The 1,302-nt window shown below is 36.3% G+C and carries 2 protein-coding genes; one reads left to right on the top strand and one right to left on the bottom strand.

Annotated elements, in window-relative coordinates:
- Positions 1-86 precede the first annotated feature (86 nt).
- Positions 87-218, top strand: a complete 132-nt coding sequence (locus tag V7083_RS13755; RefSeq protein WP_335478664.1) for a hypothetical protein — start codon at positions 87-89, stop codon at positions 216-218.
- Between the two features lie 44 nt (positions 219-262).
- Here the strand turns inward: V7083_RS13755 and V7083_RS13750 are convergent, their stop codons facing one another.
- Positions 263-1,015 (bottom strand): exodeoxyribonuclease III, encoded by a 753-nt coding sequence (locus V7083_RS13750; RefSeq protein WP_335478662.1) that lies wholly within the window; start codon positions 1,013-1,015, stop codon positions 263-265.
- Between the last annotated feature and the right edge of the window lie 287 nt (positions 1,016-1,302).

Genomic DNA, 1,302 nt, shown 5'->3' with positions numbered 1-1,302 from the left:
TTCAATCCCAATTTGTTTTATTTAGCATTTAATAGGTAAAAATACTTTAGTAATTCTTACTATACAATGGAAATGAGGGAATGAACATGAGTCACTATAAAAAAGCGGAAGATAAGGGATTAATGAGTTCGGATAAGCAAGAGCAATCAGAAACAATCTCTGATCAAGACAGACCTCAAGAATTTGATGTATTCGGAACGGCTTTAAATGAAATATAAAAAATGAACCCTTTGTGGTTATTCCTGCAAAGGGTTCATTTATTTTAACTTAATTCGAGACATACCGGACAATGGTCACTACCCATTGTCTGCGAATGAATATGTGCGTCTTGAAGCCTATCCTTCAGTTTTTCAGATACGATAAAGTAGTCAATCCGCCAGCCTATATTTCGCTCACGAACTTTATTCATGTATGACCACCAGGAGTAAGCTCCTTCTTGATCGGGATAAAAATAACGATAACTGTCTATAAATCCAGACCCTAGTAAGTCAGTCATTTTTCCACGCTCTTCGTCCGTAAATCCTGAATTACCTACATTGGATTTAGGATTTCGTAAATCAATTTCCTTATGTGCGACATTTAGGTCCCCACAAAGAATGATCGGTTTGACCGCATGCAAGTCCTTTAAATAAGCAAGAATCCGATCTTCCCATTCTAATCTAAATGGCAATCTGGCCAAATCTCGTTGAGAATTAGGTGTATAGACATTCACTAGAAAAAAGTCTTCAAATTCTAAGGTGATAATTCTTCCTTCTGCCTCTGATTCTTCTTCTCCCAATCCGTATCTAACTGTAATGGGTTTTTCCTTTGTAAAAACAGCGGTACCAGAGTAGCCTTTTTTGATGGCATAATTCCAAAATTGATGGTAGCCTTCCAGTTCAAGGTTAATCTGCCCTTTCTGCAGCTTTGTTTCCTGAATACAGAAAATATCGGCGTCCATTTCATAAAAATATTCTAAAAAGCCTTTTTTGACACATGCTCGAAGGCCGTTGACATTCCAAGAAATTAATTTCATTGATAAAATCCTTCTCCCTTTGTCTATCTAATCTGTCTGTTGCCATTTTATCAGCATAGGATGGTTAATGAAAAGTGATTTGAATTAATTCCTCTTCATATTCACATTATTTTCCCTTGATTTTTCTACAGGCTTTAATCTTAATATTGTGAGATTTGCTTGTGAGGAGAAAGTCCTTGTTTGTTCAACTAAAACGGCCGAAAGTTCAGTAAATTCCTTCACAATTTTATCCGTCAATCTGTTTCGAGACAATTTAGTCTTGATCTAGTGGGGCTGGGACATAACTA

It is taken from the genome of Bacillus sp. JJ1764, assembly GCF_036962145.1.
Taxonomy (GTDB): domain Bacteria; phylum Bacillota; class Bacilli; order Bacillales; family Cytobacillaceae; genus Neobacillus.
Note: the sequence above shows the minus strand (reverse complement) of the source record. Positions and strands in the feature narration are given on the sequence as shown.

What these genes read in the sequence shown, in the direction of transcription:
- V7083_RS13755 (WP_335478664.1), top strand. Translation starts at nt 87, where the DNA reads ATGAGTCACTATAAAAAAGCGGAAGATAAGGGATTAATGAGTTCGGAT.
- V7083_RS13750 (WP_335478662.1), bottom strand. Translation starts at nt 1,015, where the DNA reads ATGAAATTAATTTCTTGGAATGTCAACGGCCTTCGAGCATGTGTCAAA.